The organism is Lawsonibacter sp. LCP25S3_E2 (assembly GCF_052117285.1).
Classification (GTDB): domain Bacteria; phylum Bacillota; class Clostridia; order Oscillospirales; family Oscillospiraceae; genus Lawsonibacter.
The window spans coordinates 1-15,078 of record NZ_JBQKJL010000001.1 but is presented as its reverse complement, the minus strand read 5'-3'; the positions used below and the strand labels follow the sequence as shown (position 1 = coordinate 15,078).

14 protein-coding genes, 1 riboswitch and 1 other annotated feature are annotated in these 15,078 nt (G+C 59.0%); of the genes, 10 read left to right on the top strand and 4 right to left on the bottom strand.

Features of this window, described 5'->3' with window-relative positions:
* Positions 1-199 precede the first annotated feature (199 nt).
* Positions 200-455, top strand: a binding site (T-box leader).
* 127 nt (positions 456-582) lie between these two features.
* The 3 genes from ACTQ3R_RS00070 to ACTQ3R_RS00060 are packed head-to-tail and all read left to right on the top strand — an operon-like array spanning position 583 to position 3,248.
* Positions 583-897: a YerC/YecD family TrpR-related protein gene (locus tag ACTQ3R_RS00070; RefSeq protein ID WP_441777729.1), complete on the top strand. Its 315-nt coding sequence runs from the start codon at positions 583-585 to the stop codon at positions 895-897.
* 32 nt (positions 898-929) lie between these two features.
* Positions 930-2,672, top strand: coding sequence for an indolepyruvate ferredoxin oxidoreductase subunit alpha (gene iorA, locus ACTQ3R_RS00065; protein ID WP_441777730.1), 1,743 nt, complete (start codon positions 930-932; stop codon positions 2,670-2,672).
* Positions 2,673-2,675: 3 nt separating this feature from the next.
* On the top strand, positions 2,676-3,248 hold the full coding sequence (locus ACTQ3R_RS00060; RefSeq protein WP_441777731.1) for an indolepyruvate oxidoreductase subunit beta: 573 nt from the start codon (positions 2,676-2,678) through the stop codon (positions 3,246-3,248).
* Positions 3,249-3,252: 4 nt separating this feature from the next.
* Here ACTQ3R_RS00060 and ACTQ3R_RS00055 read toward each other — a convergent pair whose 3' ends face one another.
* Positions 3,253-4,449, bottom strand: coding sequence for a cation:proton antiporter (locus ACTQ3R_RS00055; protein ID WP_441777732.1), 1,197 nt, complete (start codon positions 4,447-4,449; stop codon positions 3,253-3,255).
* Between the two features lie 56 nt (positions 4,450-4,505).
* A riboswitch (Fluoride riboswitch) is annotated at positions 4,506-4,579 on the bottom strand.
* Positions 4,580-4,707: 128 nt separating this feature from the next.
* Here ACTQ3R_RS00055 and ACTQ3R_RS00050 point away from each other — a divergent pair.
* Both ACTQ3R_RS00050 and ACTQ3R_RS00045 read left to right on the top strand, forming a co-directional pair.
* A complete protein-coding gene (locus tag ACTQ3R_RS00050) occupies positions 4,708-6,009 on the top strand; it encodes a phenylacetate--CoA ligase family protein (protein ID WP_441777733.1) in 1,302 nt (433 codons plus the stop codon).
* Positions 6,010-6,024: 15 nt separating this feature from the next.
* The gene (locus ACTQ3R_RS00045; RefSeq protein WP_441777734.1) at positions 6,025-6,459 is read left to right on the top strand and encodes an ACT domain-containing protein; all 435 of its coding nucleotides are present in this window, start codon (positions 6,025-6,027) and stop codon (positions 6,457-6,459) included.
* Positions 6,460-6,544: 85 nt separating this feature from the next.
* On the opposite strand, the gene ACTQ3R_RS00040 is transcribed toward ACTQ3R_RS00045, so the two are convergent.
* Complete coding sequence (locus ACTQ3R_RS00040; protein ID WP_441777735.1) at positions 6,545-7,489, bottom strand: L-lactate dehydrogenase; 945 nt, start codon at positions 7,487-7,489, stop codon at positions 6,545-6,547.
* A gap of 347 nt (positions 7,490-7,836) precedes the next feature.
* Between ACTQ3R_RS00040 and ACTQ3R_RS00035 the strand changes: the two genes are divergently transcribed.
* The 4 genes from ACTQ3R_RS00035 to ACTQ3R_RS00020 all read left to right on the top strand — a co-directional run bounded on the left by ACTQ3R_RS00035 (position 7,837) and on the right by ACTQ3R_RS00020 (position 12,219).
* Positions 7,837-8,190: a BlaI/MecI/CopY family transcriptional regulator gene (locus tag ACTQ3R_RS00035; protein WP_441777736.1), complete on the top strand. Its 354-nt coding sequence runs from the start codon at positions 7,837-7,839 to the stop codon at positions 8,188-8,190.
* A 3-nt stretch (positions 8,191-8,193) separates the two neighbouring features.
* Positions 8,194-9,498, top strand: coding sequence for a M56 family metallopeptidase (locus ACTQ3R_RS00030; protein ID WP_441777737.1), 1,305 nt, complete (start codon positions 8,194-8,196; stop codon positions 9,496-9,498).
* Positions 9,499-9,579: 81 nt separating this feature from the next.
* Positions 9,580-10,875, top strand: a complete 1,296-nt coding sequence (locus tag ACTQ3R_RS00025) for a M56 family metallopeptidase (RefSeq protein ID WP_441777738.1) — start codon at positions 9,580-9,582, stop codon at positions 10,873-10,875.
* Positions 10,876-10,926: 51 nt separating this feature from the next.
* On the top strand, positions 10,927-12,219 hold the full coding sequence (locus ACTQ3R_RS00020) for a M56 family metallopeptidase (RefSeq protein WP_441777739.1): 1,293 nt from the start codon (positions 10,927-10,929) through the stop codon (positions 12,217-12,219).
* Between the two features lie 39 nt (positions 12,220-12,258).
* On the opposite strand, the gene ACTQ3R_RS00015 is transcribed toward ACTQ3R_RS00020, so the two are convergent.
* Positions 12,259-12,699, bottom strand: a complete 441-nt coding sequence (locus ACTQ3R_RS00015) for an SseB family protein (protein ID WP_441777740.1) — start codon at positions 12,697-12,699, stop codon at positions 12,259-12,261.
* 331 nt (positions 12,700-13,030) lie between these two features.
* Between ACTQ3R_RS00015 and ACTQ3R_RS00010 the strand changes: the two genes are divergently transcribed.
* Positions 13,031-13,552 (top strand): QueT transporter family protein, encoded by a 522-nt coding sequence (locus tag ACTQ3R_RS00010; protein ID WP_441777741.1) that lies wholly within the window; start codon positions 13,031-13,033, stop codon positions 13,550-13,552.
* A gap of 223 nt (positions 13,553-13,775) precedes the next feature.
* Here the strand turns inward: ACTQ3R_RS00010 and metA are convergent, their stop codons facing one another.
* Positions 13,776-14,696 (bottom strand): homoserine O-acetyltransferase MetA, encoded by a 921-nt coding sequence (gene metA, locus ACTQ3R_RS00005; RefSeq protein ID WP_441777742.1) that lies wholly within the window; start codon positions 14,694-14,696, stop codon positions 13,776-13,778.
* Between the last annotated feature and the right edge of the window lie 382 nt (positions 14,697-15,078).

Here is a 15,078-nt window from a genome sequence, read left to right as displayed (position 1 = left end):
CCGATCCTTCCTTTCAAACCGGGCGAGCCCGGAAACACTTCGCTGAGTTTAAGCTTTAAACCGTTGAAGTATCATAACTGATTTTTTCCAAAATGTCAAGGCCCCCTGGAGAAGAAACTGAGGGAAAAAAGACGGTACCCACGAAAAAAATTTAAAATTTTTTCTTGACAAATGACTTTGGGGGTGTATAATGCAACCATCAAAAGCGTTGACGAAGACAAAGTAGAACGCAGTATTCAGCTGATCAGAGAGTTCCCGGTTGGTGCGAGGGGCGCGGCTGTGTGTTTGAAATTTCATCTTCCGAGCTGTCCGAGGAACGGCCAGATGGCTAAGTAGAGCGGAACGGGGCCTCCCGTTACAGGGGCAGGGTATTGTTGGATACCCGCTGAGGTCGCCTTCGTGAGTGGGCGGCAAATAGAGGTGGTACCGCGGGAACGGATTTTCTCGTCCTCTGTTTGATCCATGGCGGATCAGGCAGGGGTTTTTTTGTACCCATTTTCGGGAAAGGGCCTTTACCTTTACGCTTTTGTGTGCTACACTTTAAGGGAGTAAATTACCCCTAGGGGAAAAAGGAGTGGTACCATGGCGAAATTGGATAAGCGCCCCAGAAGCATGGCCCTGTATGAGACCATTTTGAAGCTGAAGGACCTGGACGAGTGCTGCCGGTTTTTTGACGACCTGTGCACCCCCACGGAGCTGCGCTCCTTAGAGCAGCGCTTTGACGTGGCAGTCTACCTCCAGCAGGGGCTGGTCTATCTGGATATTCTGGAAAAGACCGGCGCCAGCAGCGCCACCATCAGCCGGGTCCGCCGGTCTATGCTGGACAACGGCGCGGGCGGGGTCATGCAGGAGGTCATCATTCGGGAGGGCCTAGGAAACAAGACGGAAGAGGAATAAATCTGCGGATGTTTAGAAAGTAGGGAAGCAAGATGAAAGAACTGATGTTGGGCAACGCCGCCGTTGCCCGAGGCCTGTATGAGGCGGGGTGCTGTGTGATCTCCAGCTATCCTGGCACCCCCAGCACTGAGATCACCGAGGAGGCCGCCAAGTACGACGAGATCTACTGCGAGTGGGCTCCCAACGAGAAGGTGGCCATGGAGGCGGCCTTTGGCGCGTGCCTGGCTGGCAAGCGCTCCTTCTGCGGCATGAAGCATGTGGGTCTGAACGTGGCTGCCGACCCCCTGTACACCATGTCCTACACCGGTGTGAACGCCGGAATGGTCATCGGTGTGGCCGACGATGCGGGCATGCACTCCTCCCAGAACGAGCAGGACTCCCGCCACCACGCCATCGCCTCCAAGGTGCCTATGCTGGAGCCCAGCGACTCTGAGGAGTCTCTGGAGTTTGCCAAGCTGGCCTATGAGCTCTCTGAGGAGTTTGACACCCCTGTGCTGCTGAAGATGTGCACCCGCGTAGCCCACTCCCAGTCCCTGGTGGAGACTTCTCCCCGTGTGGAGCGGGCGGTAAAGACCTATGAGAAGAACATCGCCAAGTATGTGATGATGCCCGGCAATGCCATCCGCCGCCACCCGGTGGTGGAGGAGCGCACCCGGAAGCTTCAGGAGTGGGCGGAGACCGCCCCCATCAACCGCGTGGAGATGGGCGGCACGAAGATGGGTATCATTACCTCCTCCACCTCCTACCAGTATGTGAAGGAAGTCTTCGGCGACAGCGTGTCCGTGCTGAAGCTGGGCATGGCCAACCCTCTGCCTGTGAAGCTTATCCGGGATTTTGCCAGCAAGGTAGAGAAGCTTGTGGTGGTGGAGGAGCTGGACCCCATCATTGAAACCCACTGCCGCAGCCTGGGCCTGGAGGTCACCGGCAAGGACGCCCTGCCTATGGAGGGTGAGTTCTCCCAGAATCTGGTAGCCCAGAAGCTGGGCGGCACAGTCCACACCGGCAAGGCTCTCGCCGATGTGATTCCGCCCCGGCCCCCGGTCATGTGCGCCGGCTGCCCCCACCGGGGACTGTTCTATACCTTAAATAAAAACAAGTGCACTGTCCTGGGCGACATCGGCTGCTACACCCTGGGTGCGGTGGCCCCTCTGTCCGCCATGGACATGACCTTGTGCATGGGCGGTTCCATCTCCGCCATCCACGGCTTCAACAAGGCCCTGGGGGAGGAGAGCGAGGGCAAGACGGTGGCCGTCATCGGCGACTCCACCTTTATGCATTCCGGCATGACCGGCCTTGCCAACATTGCCTACAACCAGTCCAATTCCACCGTCATCATCCTGGACAACTCCATCACCGGCATGACCGGCCACCAGCAGAACCCCACCACCGGCTATAACATCAAGGGTGACCCCGCCGGCAAGATCGACCTGGAGCAGCTGTGCAAGGCCATGGGCTTTCACCGGGTGCGGGTGGTGGACCCCTATGACCTGAAGGCCTGTGACCAGGCGGTGAAGGAGGAGCTGGCAGCCAAGGAGCCCTCGGTGATCATCTCCCGCCGGCCCTGCGCTCTGCTCAAGTACGTCAAGCACAGCGCCCCCCTGAAGGTCAACGTGGACAAGTGCGTGGGCTGCAAGAGCTGCATGAAGATCGCCTGTCCCGCCATCTCCATGAAGGAGGGCAAGGCCCATGTGGACAGCACCCTGTGTGTGGGCTGCGGCGTGTGTGAGCAGCTGTGTCCCGTGGGGGCCTTTGAGAGTACCGGCAAGGAGGGTTAAGAGATGGAAACCAAAAATATTATGATCGTGGGCGTGGGGGGCCAGGGCTCCCTGCTGGCCAGCAAGCTGCTGGGCCACCTGCTGATGGAGCAGGGCTATGATGTGAAGGTATCTGAGGTCCACGGCATGAGCCAGCGGGGCGGCAGCGTGGTCACCTATGTGCGCTACGGAGACAAGGTCAATTCCCCGGTCATCGACAAGGGAGAGGCCGACTACATCGTCTCCTTTGAGCTGCTGGAGGCCGCCCGGTGGCTGGAGTACTTAAAGCCGGACGGACAGATCGTCACCTCCACCCAGCAGATCGACCCCATGCCCGTCATCACCGGGGCCGCCCAGTACCCTGAGAACCTGGTGGAGAAGATGAAGGCCGCCGGAGCCAAGGTAGACGCCCTGGACTGCCTGAAACTGGCCGAGGAGGCCGGGTCCTCCAAGGCGGTGAACATCGTGCTCATGGGCCGGCTGTCCCACTACTTTGACCTGCCCGAGGAGGCCTGGCAGGCCTCCCTGGAGGCCATGGTGCCCCCCAAGTTCCTGGAGCTCAACAAGAAGGCCTTCCAGTTGGGCAAAAACGCCTGAGGGGCTATTCCTTCTCCAGCAGATGCCGGTAGGTAGCGTCCATCCCAAAGGCGCCCAGAGGCGCGGTGATGAGGATGGCCAGCACCGCTACCGACAGCACAAGCTTTCCGCAGCTCAGCCCCATGGCCAGGGGCACTGAGCCCATGGCCGCCTGGACGGTGGCTTTGGGCAGGTAAGCAATGACGCAGAACAGCCGCTCCTTTTTATTGAGAGCGGTTCCGGCGGTGGCCAGAGTCACGCCCAGGGCCCGGATGGCCAGGGCGGCAAAGATAATGGCCACCGCACCGGCTCCGGCCTCCAGAGTGTAGCGGATGTCCACCGCAGCCCCCACCAGGACGAACAAAATGACCTCCGCGGCCAGCCACAGCTTGCCGAACTTCTGGGACAGCCGGTCCGATACCGGCTTGGGAGCCTTCAGGTGGACGCCGCAGGCCAGGGCGGTCACCGCCAGGATGCCGGAGAAGGGGACGATTCCCTCCAGCCAGTCCTCCACGGCCAGCAGCAGGAAGGCAAGTCCCAGAATGATGATGACCTTGGTGCTGTTGCGGATGGGGTTCTTGTGGGCATAGTTGGCCTCGAAGAATTGGGCCAGGAGTACCCCGGCCCCGCCGCCCACGGCCAGCCCCAGAAGAATGGAGACCGGGATGCTCAGAAAACTTCCCAAGGAGGGAGAGCCCCCCTGGGCCATTCCGGCGAAGGTGGAGAACAGGACGATCACATACACATCGTCCATGGAGGCCCCCGCCAGAATCATCTGGGGGATGCTCTTTTGGGTGCCCCACCGGCCCTCCATGAGGGAGACCATCCGGGGCACCACCACCGCTGGGGACACGGCTCCCAGCACGGCACCCATGACGGCCCCCTCCACCCAGCTCAGGCCGAAGATCACAGGGGCCAGCAGCGTGTAACCTACGATTTCAAAGGTGGCGGGCAGACAGGACATGAGCAGCGCCGGCCGGCCCACCTGTTTCAGATCCGTGAGATTGAGAGAGAGCCCGGCCTTGATGAGGATGATGACCAGAGCCATCTGCCGCAAATCCGGGGAGATGGATAGGATGGATTCATCCAGCAGATTGAGGGCGTAGGGCCCCAGGAGGATGCCCACAAAGAGCATTCCGATGATCCGGGGCAGCTTGATTTTTTGGCACAGGGCCGCGGCGGCCAGTCCCGCCAGAAAGACAAAGGCCAGTGAAGTAAGCATAGATTCGTTCTCCTTTTTCCAAAAATGCAAACAAAAAAGCTGATAACCCCACGATTTTCATCGCAGAAGTCATCAGCTTGTTGCAAGCGGTTTAGGTTTCCCAAGGGAGTACTTCATTCCCGAGGCTTCATTATAGCGTGGAGCAAAGCAAAAAGCAAGCCTATTTTTCCGGCAAACAGAAATACGGATATTTGGATCCTGTTTCCCAGCGAAAAGGGGTCTGAACATATATAAACCATTCCGAAAGGACTGATACCCATGGAAAGATATTACCAGCCTGAAATTGAGTGCGCCTCCCGGGAGCAAATTAAAGCCTGGCAGGACGAGCGCCTGGTCAAGCAGGTGCGCCACGTGTGGGACAACGTGCCCTACTACCGCAAGAAGATGGAGGAGAAGGGGCTGACCCCCGACGACATCAAATCCACGGATGACCTCTATAAGCTGCCCTTTGTGACCAAGGCCGACCTGCGGGAAGCTTATCCCTATGGACTGGTGGCAAAGCCTCTGAAGGACTGCGTGCGCATCCAGTCCACCTCCGGCACCACCGGCAAGCGCGTAGTGGCCTTCTACACCCAGCACGATATCGATCTGTGGGAGGATTGCTGCGCCCGTGCCATCGTGGCCGCCGGCGGCACCGACGAGGATGTGTGCCAGGTGTCCTACGGCTACGGCCTGTTCACCGGCGGCCCCGGCCTCAACGGCGGCAGCCACAAGGTGGGCTGCCTCACCATCCCCACCTCCTCGGGCAACACCGAGCGGCAGATCATGTTCATCCGTGACCTGAACGCCACCATCCTCTGCTGCACCCCCTCCTATGCCGCCTACATCGGCGAGACCATGAAGGAGATGGGCCTCACCCCCGACCAGATCCCCCTGAAGGCGGGCATCTTCGGCGCCGAGGCCTGGAGCGAGGAGATGCGCCAGGACATCCAGAATACTCTGGGGATTAAAGCCTATGATATTTACGGTTTGACCGAGCTGTCCGGACCCGGCGTAGCCTTCGAGTGCTCCGCCCAGAGCGGCATGCACATCAACGAGGACCACTTCATTGCCGAGATCATCGACCCCGAGACCGGGGAGGTGCTGCCTGAGGACAGCAAGGGTGAGCTGGTGTTCACCTCCATCACCAAAGAGGCCTTCCCCCTGCTGCGCTACCGCACCCGCGACATCTGCATGCTTACACGGGAGAAGTGCTCCTGCGGCCGTACCCATGTGAAGATGTGCAAGCCCATGGGCCGCTCCGACGATATGCTCATCATCCGGGGCGTCAACGTCTTCCCGTCCCAGATCGAGACGGTGCTCCTGAACCACGGCTATCCCGCCAACTACCAGATCATCGTGGACCGGGTGAAGTCCACCGACACCCTGGACGTCCAGGTGGAGATGACCCCCGAGATGTTCACCGACAACCTGGGCGAGATCGACCGCCGGCAGAAGGAGCTGGTGGACGGCCTGCGCTCCATGCTGGGTCTGGCCGCCAAGGTCACCCTGGTGGCTCCCAAGTCCATTGTCCGAAGCGAGGGCAAGGCCGTTCGTGTCATCGACAAGCGCAAGATTTAAAAAGGGGGAGCGAGTATGAATATCAAGCAGATCTCTGTCTTTTTGGAGAACAAGCCCGGCGCCCTGTACGCCATGACCGGTGTGCTGGCCCAGAACCAGGTAGACCTGCGGGCCCTGAGCGTGGCCGAGACCAAAGATTTCGGCATCGTGCGTATGATCGCCGACGATGTGTACAAAGCCACCACCGTCCTCAAGGAGGCGGGCTACATCCACTCCATCACCCCTGTGCTGGGGGTGGCCATTGCCGACGTGCCCGGTGGGCTCAACCGGGTGCTCCAGGTGCTCACGGACGCGAAGGTGAATGTGGAGTATATGTATGCCTTCCTGGGGGGCAAGAAGGCCGACCACGCCTACATGGTCTTCCGGGTGGAGAACAACGAGGCGGCCACCGCCGCCCTGGCTGCACGGGGCATTAAGACCGTGGAGCAGGAGGAAATGGACACCCTGTAAATCATTTGAGATGAGTGCCAAGCCACTTGTTTAAGAGCATAAAGACGGCCGCCGGATGATCCGGCGGCCGTCTTTTATGTTTTGCTTACAGCCCGATGGAGGTAATGACCTCCTTGAGCTGGGCGGCGGAGGCCAAAAGAGCCTGGTGTTCGTCCCGGTCCAGGGGGATCTCCAGCACCTGCTCCACTCCGTCCTTGCCCACAATGGAGGGGATACTCAGGCACAGACCCTCCAGGCCGTACTGGCCGGAGAGGGGAACGGAAACGGGGAGCATGGCATGCTCGTTTTTCACAATGCACTCGGCGATCCGGGCCACGGCCATGGCGATGCCGTAGTAGGTGGCCCCCTTGCGCTGGATGATCTCATAGGCGCTGTCCCGCACCTCGTGGTAGATCTTGTCCAGCAGCTCCTTGCGGTTTTCGATGCCCTTCAGGCGGCAGAACTGGTCCAGGTCGATGCTGGAGATGTTGGCGCTGCTCCACACGGCCAGCTCGCTGTCTCCGTGCTCACCGATGACGGCGGCGTGGACGTTGCGGCTGTCCACTCCCAGCTCCTGGCTGAGCAGGTACTTGAGCCGGGCGGTGTCCAGCACGGTGCCCGAGCCGATCACCCGGTTGGCGGGCAAGCCGGAGAGCTTCCAGGCGGCGTAGGTGAGCACATCCACGGGGTTTGCCACCACCAGAAGGATACCCTGGAAGTTCCGGCTGGTGAGCTCGGGGAGAATGCTCTTTAAAATAGCCACATTCTTGCCAATCAGGTCCAGGCGGGTCTCGCCGGGCTTCTGGTTGGCTCCGGCGGTGAGGATGACCATGGCGCAGTCGGCCACGTCGTCATAGGTGCCTGCATAGATCTTCATGGAGGCGGCATAGGGCAGGCCGTGGCTTAAATCCATGGCTTCGCCCTCGGCCTTTTCCCGGTTGGCGTCGATGAGCACCAGCTCGGAGTAGAGGCCCCGCTGCATAAGACTGAAGGCGATGGACGCCCCCACAAATCCACAGCCAATGACTGCCGCTTTTCTCACATTTACCATAGTACCCAGCTCCTTTTAAAGTAAACCTACGGTCACGTTGTGTGTCCGCTTACAGAATGGTCCAAAGCAAACAAAAATAGTACAGTTTGATCTAGTTTGTCCGGTTTTTTCCGGCTCATTCTTTTCTGTAAATATCCTATCAAAATGGTGGGTAATTAGCAAGAGAAAATACAGAAAAAAGCCTACAAAAATTTCCTACTATTTTGATGGGTTATGTGGGAGTGTACAAAAAAGACTGGCGAAATTTGGAAGCTCCCGGAGCTGGCTCCTCTTGACAGAATAGGTTTATTCTGATAAACTTCAAGCAACAAGAGGTTTATTGGGATAAACTTAGAGGAGGTGGAACCATGGAGAAGCTCTTTGAAGGGGAATATAAGCTCATGGAGGTGCTGTGGGACAGCGGGGAAGTGAATTCCACCCGTCTGGTGGAGCTGTGCCGGGAAAAGCTGGGGTGGAACAAGTCCACCACTTACACCGTCCTGCGCAAGCTCAAGCACAAGGGGGCGGTGCGCCACGAGGACGCCACCGTTACCCCGGTCCTCACCCGTCAGGCTGCCATCCAGGCCCAGGGGGAGGAGCTGGTGGAGCGGGTAGGCGGCCTGTCCCTGTTTATGACCGCCTTTCTGAGCGGGCGAAAGCTGACAAAAGAAGAGGCGGAGGAGCTTAAAAACCTCATTGATGAAAAAATGGGGGAGGGTTAGGCCGTGACGGCTTTTCTTCAGTTTATGGGACAGCTTGGAATTGCCTATCTGAACATGGGGATCGTCCTGGGGTTTACCTTTGGGGCCCTGATCCTGCTGCGGCCGGTAACCGGGCGGCTGCTGCGGCCCAAACATCAGGTGTGGCTGTGGTTCGCGGGATGGTATGTGGGCTTTTTGGCTCAGTTCTATGATATCTTGGGCCGGAGAGTGCGCCTTCCCTTTTCGTTCCGGGACCTGGTGATCCCACGGGTACAGGTGCGGGGCGGAGACCGGGCGATGCCGTTATACATAGCGGAACAAGCGGGGGAGGGGCCCACGCTGGTTTTGCCGGGTGGGGTGGAGGCATCCCTTCCGGACGATGTATTTGAAACACTTCTGCTTGTAATCGGAGTGATTTGGCTTGTGGTTTTGGTGGCTGCCACGGTCTGGTACACGGTACAGGACCGGAGGCTGCGGCAGCTGGGCCGGCAGGGGGAGAAGATGGACCGGGAGACCATGGCCAAATACGGCATTTTCCAGGACAATGTGGTGGTGCGCCTGTGTGAAGGCCTGCCTGCCAGCTTCGTCCGCTTTGGCCATGAAAAGGGGATAGGAGACGGAGTGCGCTTTGTCATCTGTCTGCAAAAGGAGCTGCCCGAGCAGCAGCTCCGCCTGATTCTGCTCCACGAGATGGAACATATCCGCCTCCATCATGCCTGGTACAAATCTATTATCGTAGGAGGGCTGACCGCTTTTTACTGGTGGAACCCTGTGATATGGCTGGCTTACCGATTCACCTGCCGGGACATGGAGCTGGCCTGTGACGAGGCGGTATTGGAGCAGTTGGAACCTGCCCAGCGCCGGGAGTATGCCCACACCCTGGTGGAGCTGGGGTCGGGACGGCACATGTGGGGAAATCTTACCTCCTTTGGGGAGTGTGACGCCGCTCTGCGGGTGCGCCGGGCGGCCGTCTGGAAGCGCTGGGGGGAAAACCGCACGGGGCTGTCCGCGATGCTTGTGGTGGCTCTGATGCTGTTTTTCTACTGCGGCGGCCCGGTGAGCGTCAGCGGGTATGTGGATGCCACCACGGAAGACTGGAACGCCTATTACCAGAGTATGGTATGGGTGGAAGAGACACAGGAGTTTTTGGAAAACCCCCAGTGGCAGCCCAAGGAGATCTGGAGCCGGGCCGAGGAGCGGCTGCTGGTGCTGGATACAGAGGATCAGTGGTATTCCCTGGGCTTTTATTGGAACGGGGAGGAATATTACCTGGGCCGGGCCAATCCCATGGAGCGGGCCTTCCACGACGGCTATACCCGGCTTGGGTGAACTGCGCGTAAGGCTGTGGAGTAAGGTGGAACAAGGAAACCGTACAATTCGCCGGCACAGGAACGCAGGGAGGGATAGGCTGTGATCATCGTGCTTTCCTCTGTGGGGAGGATGGGAATTACCATTGTGAATGTGGGATTGTTCATGGGTTTTGCCTTCGGAGCCCTGATCCTGCTGCGGCCGGTGACGAGGCGGCTCCTGCGGCCCCGGCACCAGGTTTGGCTGTGGTTTGTGGGGTGGTATATGGGATATATGTTTACGCTGTTTGATGCGCTGGGCTCGTGGCTCCCCATCCCCTATACCTTCCGGGCACTGGTGACCCCACGCGTGGCGGAGCAGGGATTCTACAACTACCCCATGTATATTTCCGTTGGGAGGAATGAACCGCCCTCCCTTATGCTGCCCGGCGGCGCAGAGTTTCCCCTGTCCTCCGACCTCTTTGAACGGCTGCTGCCAGTGGTCGGTGTGGTGTGGGTGACCGCATTGACTGCGACTATGGTCTGGTACACAATACAGGGGCGGAAGCTGCGGCGGCTGAGCCGACAGGGGGAGCGGATGGACCCGGAGACCATGAAGCGGTATGGCATTACCGAAGAACGGGTGGCGGTGCGCCTGTGCGAGGGCCTGCCCGCCAGCTTTGTCCGCGCAGGGCATGACACCGGCTGGGGAGACAAGGTGAGCAATGTAATCTGCCTGCAGAAGGAGCTGCCGGAGCAGCAGCTCCGCTTGGTGCTGCTCCATGAAATGGAACACATCCGCCTCCACCATACCTGGTACAAAACGATCATCGTGGCGGTGCTGACCGCTTTTTACTGGTGGAACCCTGTGCTGTGGCTGGCCTACCGGCTCACCTGCCGGGATATGGAGCTGGCCTGTGATGAGGCGGTGCTGGAAGAGTTGGAGCCCGCTCAGCGCCGGGAGTACGCCCGTACCCTGGTGGAGCTGGGGTCGGGGCGGCACCTGTGGGGGAGCGTGACCTCCTTCGGAGAGTGTGATGCCGCCCTGCGGGTACGCCGGGCGGTGAACTGGAAGCCCAGCGGGATTTTCGTTCAGAATGCTTCCCTGATTCTGGCTGTTGTCTTGGCGGTGTTTTTCTTCTGCGGCAGCCCCTCTTATGACCGACGGATTGAGGAGAAAACGGCGGAACCGGCGTGGTCGGACTTTTTAGCCGGAGGGGTCTGGGCCCAGGCGGTGCCCGACCAGGTGGGAGACCCCAAGGAGGTCTGGAGCCGCATGGACCGGCAGCTGGTGGTACTGGGGGAGGATGACAAGTGGTATACGGTCACCTTCTCCTGGTGGTCTGGACAGTACTACCGCCGCATTGAGACCGCCCCGATAGAGCAGCCCTCCCTGGAGGGCTATACCCGGATCGCCTGAACAAGGGACGCAGGGTGCGAGACGATTCCGAGGAATAAGGAGGGAACGGCTGTGGCGTTTTTTTCATGGTTTTTGATTCTGTGCGTGAACTGCGGCTTGCTGGTGGGGATGGTCATGGGGGTGCTGCTCCTGCTGCGGCCGGTGACAGTGCGGCTGCTCACCCCTGGACAGCGCACCTTTCTGTGGGGAGCGGGGTGGTTTATGGGCTTTGCACCAAACTCGGTGCTGATCTACTCTCTGCTCCCACTGCCCTTTCCCACCTTTCCGGACCTGGTGGTGCCCCGAGCGGAGAATGGATATCCCATGTTTCTGCCCCTCATCCGGGAGGCTGGGGACTACCATGTGGCTTTTCCTGGGGGAGCGGCGGTGCCCGTCTCCGTTTCTGACAGGACCATTCTGGTACTGGGGGTGTTGGGAATCCTCTACATGGTGGGGGTGTTGGCCTGCTCCATCCGGGTTGACATGCGGGTTCGGCGGCTGGCCCGGTCGGGAGAACCGTTAAGCCGGGAACAATACGACAGCCTGGGGATGGAAAAGGACCATGATATCGTCGTCCGCCTGTGCCCGAACCTGCCCACCAGCTTTGTCATCCGCAGCTTGGGAAGACATGAGATTGCCCTCCAGCGGGAGCTGAGCCGGGAGCAGATGCGCCTGGTTCTCCTCCACGAGTGGGAGCATGTGAATTGCCATGACCCCTGGCTCCAGGGACTGATGACCACCTCCCTGTCCTTCTACTTCTGGAACCCCATCCTCTGGGCGGCCTATTACTTCACCCGGCGGGACATGGAGCTGGCCTGCGACCGGCGGGTGCTCCGCCGTTTGAAAGAGGAGGAGCGGCGGGTCTACGCCCGCACTCTGGTGGAGCTGGCCAGCGACAAGCCTGTGTTCGGCGGGCTGACCACCTTTGGAGAGTGTGATGCTGCCCTGCGGGTCAAGGAGGTGACCCGGTGGGAGCCGGAGGACGAGCGCGATAAGCTGGAACCCCGGCGGATCTTCGGCTGGATGGTAGTGATCACGCTGATCGTTGCCCTTACGCTGGGCAGTCCGAGGGACAAGGTGCTGCCCCAGGATGTGTGGATGGATTTACGTGAGATTGGGGCCTGGAGCGTGCTGGAGCAGGAGCTGGCGGAAGAGGGAGCTGTGCTGGCGCAAAATACCCCAGTGTGGATGGAGGGGGATCATGTCTTTGTCACGCTCTACTTTCCGGACAGCGCCGGAAACTGGTGGCAGGCTTTGGTGCGCAGATACCTTTATCATGGCGGCGTGGAGGCCCACCTGAGCCGTTGCAGCGGCGCCCCGGAGCTGGAGGGGTGTGTCCCGGCTGTGTGGAGCCAAAACGAATAAAAGAGTCCCGAGAACCATAGGTTCTCGGGACTTTCTTGGTTATTCGGGGAATTTTTCCTGCCTGCGCTGGACCAGGTGCTCCATCATGGCCCGGTCAAAGGACAGACAGCAGCCGAAGGGGTCGATCACAAAGCCCGCTGCCCGGCCGTCTTGCAGGACCATTTTGGCGTAGTCCAGAAAGGAGAGGACCAGGGTTTGCTGATTTCTGGGCCCACAGAGCTTCCGAAGCTCCTCCCAGCTGGTGAAGGCGGGGAAAAAGGGCTGATTGCTCTGGTTGGGCAGCAGCTGGAACTGAATGGTGGCCTCCTGGCCGGGGGCTTCTTCCCCAGGAGCGGGGGTGATGGTCACCGGGGCGAGAAAACGGGCGGTGGAAATGACCAGATCCAGTACCGCCTCCCGGCTCTCCCGGCTCTGCTCCTGGTTCATCCGCGCCACGGCACTTAGCAGCTCCGGGTTGGTGATGGGCTTTGCTTGCTCCATAAATGGACCTCCCAACGATGATTTTTCCTTATTGTACTACGAAATGAGCCCTGGGACAACCATTTTCCCCTGGACAAGGGGAGCTGGCTGTGGTAAGATACCTGCGACGAGTTTATACCATCTCGTCCAAGCACGAAGCGTCTGAGCCGTTGCGAGCAGCGAGCCTGGACCGAAGCGAAAACCAAAACCCAGGGCCGCCGGGGCGGACCGGTTTTGGTTTGAGTCGGAGGGAAGGGGAGCGTTGCGAGCAGGTGAGGCGTGACCGGGGGAGAACCCCGCGTGTTCGTTCGGCCCACGGGCCGTTCTCTAAATAAAAAATGGAGGTTTTTTTATGTCCAAAATGTCCCTTCGCAACCTGACCCTGGCCGCGGTGCTGGCGGCGGTATACGCCGTTTTGACCGTAGCCCTCCCGGTTCCCCAGTATGGAGCCATCCAACTGCGGGTGGCCGAGGCCATGACGGTACTGCCCTTCCTGTTCCCCGCCGCTACGCCGGGGCTTTTTGTGGGCTGCTTCATCGCCAACCTGTTTTCTCCCTATCCTCTGGACATCCTGTGCGGCTCCATGGCCACCCTGCTGGCCTGCATGGTCACCCAGCGCATGCCCAACCGCTATCTGGCCTCCCTGCCTCCGGTGGTGTTCAATATGATCATCGTGGGTGCGGAGATTGCCTGGTTTGAGACTGGATTCGGCCCCGGCTTCTGGTCTGCTTACGCCTTTAACGCTGTGACTGTTGGCGTGGGTGAGCTGGCCGCCTGCTTTATCCTGGGCCAGCTGCTGCTGTCCGCCCTGCCCAGAGTGGAGTCCCTGCGCCCCTATATTCCGGAAAAGCGGCTGCATGCTGTCTTACGGTAAAGAACAAGTTACAAAAACTACCCAGCCGGCAGTTTGTACGGACTTTGGACTGCATGGGCCGTACGAAGCCCCTGGCAAAAGATTTAAATGATAATCGGAGAGGCACCGCTTGTGCGGTGCCTCTCCTGGTTTTCTAAAATTCGTTTGTTCCCTTGTGGGGGTGAATGCCGCGCTGGCCCTGCCGTTCGGGGTCTGCTTTGCACGGGCGCTGGAACGGCAGCGATCAGCCGGAGATCTGGTTGAGGTCGTAGGGCGTGGTCTGATATACGTAGTAGTTGAGCCAGTTGGTGTAGAAAAGCTGCCCGGAGGAGCGCCAGCGGACCACCGGCTCCTGACCTGCATCATCGTTGGGGAAGTAGTTTTTGGGCACATCAATGGGCAGCCCCTTGTCCTTGTCCCGGAAATATTCCCTTGCCAGGGTGTCCTGGTCATACTCCGGGTGGCCGGTGATGAAGAAGCGGCGGTTGTCCTCGCTCTTCACGGCAAAGACTCCAGCCTCTTTGGACACAGCCAGCAGCTCCAGCTCAGGCACCTTTAAAATATCCTCCACATGGTTCTCTGTGTGACGGGAGTGGGGGATAAAGAACTCGTCATCAAAGCCGCGGAACAGGGGGGACTGCTTTTTTACCGCCGTGTGGGAGAATACGCCAAAGAGCTTTTTGGGCAGGGAGTATTTAGGAATATTATAGTGGTAATAAAGCCCGGCCTGGGCCCCCCAGCACACATGGAGAGTAGCGTGGACATGGGTGCGGGTCCATTCCATAATCTCACACAGCTCCGGCCAGTAATCCACGTCAGTAAAATCCATGTTCTCCACCGGAGCACCGGTGATGATCATGCCGTCAAAGCGCCGCTCCCGAATCTGGTCAAAGGTAGTATAAAAGGAAGAGAGATGATCCGCGTCGGTGTTGCGAGAGGTGTGGCTGGACATCTGGAGCAGCTCTACCTGAATCTGAAGAGGGGTGTTGGACAGCTTTCGAAGCAGCTGAGTCTCCGTCACGATTTTGGTGGGCATGAGATTTAAAATTAAGAGATTTAACGGGCGCATATCCTGGTGGATGGCCCGGTACTCAGTCATAACAAAGATGTTCTCCCCTTCCAGAGTCGCTCTGGCGGGCAGAGAGTCGGGAATCTTGATGGGCATGGTGGTCCCTCCTGCCGATTTACATATATAAATGTGGATAAAATAAGGGTATCACAAGTAATGTGCTTCCGCAAGAGGAAATCCTGCGGGCAAATGTCCGCCAGCCGTGGAATTTCGCAGGTGGGACTGTCTGAAACACGAAGAATGTGGAAAAAAATCAAAAAACTTGAAAAAAGGTGTTGACAAGCGGAAGAGATTTTGCTATTATAAGCGAGCGCTTCCGGCACGGGGCCTTGAAAGTCCTGGGAGAGAGGCGTTTGAGGATTTCGGTAGGGAATCAAACCGGTCCGGCACTTGAAAATCAGTTTGGAAAACTTGAAAAAAGTGCTTGACAAATGATTCCGACAGTGATATCCTCTATAAGCTGTCCGCGAGGGCAGCG

Bases quoted from the DNA above. Each gene is read 5' to 3' on its own strand.
- ACTQ3R_RS00070 (WP_441777729.1), top strand. From the start codon at position 583: ATGGCGAAATTGGATAAGCGCCCCAGAAGCATGGCCCTGTATGAGACC.
- iorA (WP_441777730.1), top strand. From the start codon at position 930: ATGAAAGAACTGATGTTGGGCAACGCCGCCGTTGCCCGAGGCCTGTAT.
- ACTQ3R_RS00060 (WP_441777731.1), top strand. From the start codon at position 2,676: ATGGAAACCAAAAATATTATGATCGTGGGCGTGGGGGGCCAGGGCTCC.
- ACTQ3R_RS00055 (WP_441777732.1), bottom strand. From the start codon at position 4,449: ATGCTTACTTCACTGGCCTTTGTCTTTCTGGCGGGACTGGCCGCCGCG.
- ACTQ3R_RS00050 (WP_441777733.1), top strand. From the start codon at position 4,708: ATGGAAAGATATTACCAGCCTGAAATTGAGTGCGCCTCCCGGGAGCAA.
- ACTQ3R_RS00045 (WP_441777734.1), top strand. From the start codon at position 6,025: ATGAATATCAAGCAGATCTCTGTCTTTTTGGAGAACAAGCCCGGCGCC.
- ACTQ3R_RS00040 (WP_441777735.1), bottom strand. From the start codon at position 7,489: ATGGTAAATGTGAGAAAAGCGGCAGTCATTGGCTGTGGATTTGTGGGG.
- ACTQ3R_RS00035 (WP_441777736.1), top strand. From the start codon at position 7,837: ATGGAGAAGCTCTTTGAAGGGGAATATAAGCTCATGGAGGTGCTGTGG.
- ACTQ3R_RS00015 (WP_441777740.1), bottom strand. From the start codon at position 12,699: ATGGAGCAAGCAAAGCCCATCACCAACCCGGAGCTGCTAAGTGCCGTG.
- ACTQ3R_RS00010 (WP_441777741.1), top strand. From the start codon at position 13,031: ATGTCCAAAATGTCCCTTCGCAACCTGACCCTGGCCGCGGTGCTGGCG.
- metA (WP_441777742.1), bottom strand. From the start codon at position 14,696: ATGCCCATCAAGATTCCCGACTCTCTGCCCGCCAGAGCGACTCTGGAA.